Source organism: Alicyclobacillus suci (genome assembly GCF_017329615.1).
In the GTDB taxonomy this organism is placed as follows: Bacteria; Bacillota; Bacilli; order Alicyclobacillales; family Alicyclobacillaceae; genus Alicyclobacillus; species Alicyclobacillus suci.
The window spans coordinates 1-961 of record NZ_JAFMTW010000132.1; the positions used below are offsets into that span (position 1 = coordinate 1).

Genomic DNA, 961 nt, shown 5'->3' on the forward strand with positions numbered 1-961 from the left:
ACATGCCTTATCTGGAACGAAGTCGTCGTAATCTTCAGTGTTGCGGTGCCTATGCACAAATCCGCAGCGTTTCTCTGCACTTTTTACTTGCGAAAAACAGAAATAACATTGGATGTCTCTCTAAGTTCTTAAATGAGTCGCTATTGCGCACTCCTGCCCCGCTAACGCGACAGCGACAGGGTGTTCTGCATTGCATGTTCATGCATTTTTGATGGCTTCGCTTCTGGGATATATGCCCCCGTTTGTTCGAAAACAATTTAATCTTTGTCAAGCTCGAACGGTTAATAATTCTTGCAATCTATTCTTAACAACACACCAGTCGTCCTCGACAATACTGTAAAAGACCGTATCACGAATGTATCCGTCGTAAAGAATGTAGTTCTTTCGGAAAATGCCTTCTTCTTTAGCTCCAATACGCAGAACAGCTTTGCGAGAACGCTCGTTTCGACTATCTATTCGAAATTGCACTCTGACAAGGTTAAGAACATCGAAGCAATAACTCAAAAGCAAAAATTTAGCCTCAGTGTTTATACGAGTCCGCCAGACCTTTGCAGAGTACCATGTCCACCCAATTTCAACGCTTCGATTTTCAAGAAAAACTTCTTCCAACCGAGTCATACCAACAATCTGATTCGTTTTCTTATCAAACACGACAAAAGGAACTTCATACCCCTGCTCCCAGGTATCCATTGCTTCTTCAACATGACTCACCATGTCTTCAAACTTATCCATTTGCTGGGCAAATACGTCCAGATTTCATGACTGTCAACTGCGTTATATAAGGCTTCAATGTGTGACCGTTCTAAGGGAATCAAACGAACATGTTCTCCTTCTAGCAAACCCACTTCTACCTTCAATGAATGTGAGCGTCAAATAGAGCCCACCTGTTTATTCGTCCGTTTTACCTGGACAATGTCGTTAAAAGTCAACCAGGGGGCGAAAGGATAATGAAAAGAGCGGA

1 protein-coding gene is annotated in these 961 nt (G+C 42.6%); it reads right to left on the reverse strand.

Annotation, left to right across the window (positions count from 1 at the left end):
* Positions 1-267: 267 nt before the first annotated feature.
* Positions 268-732 carry a GNAT family N-acetyltransferase gene (locus J3482_RS20105; protein ID WP_236018426.1) on the reverse strand — a complete coding sequence of 155 codons (465 nt, stop codon included), beginning with the start codon at positions 730-732 and terminating at the stop codon, positions 268-270.
* Positions 733-961: the final 229 nt, after the last annotated feature.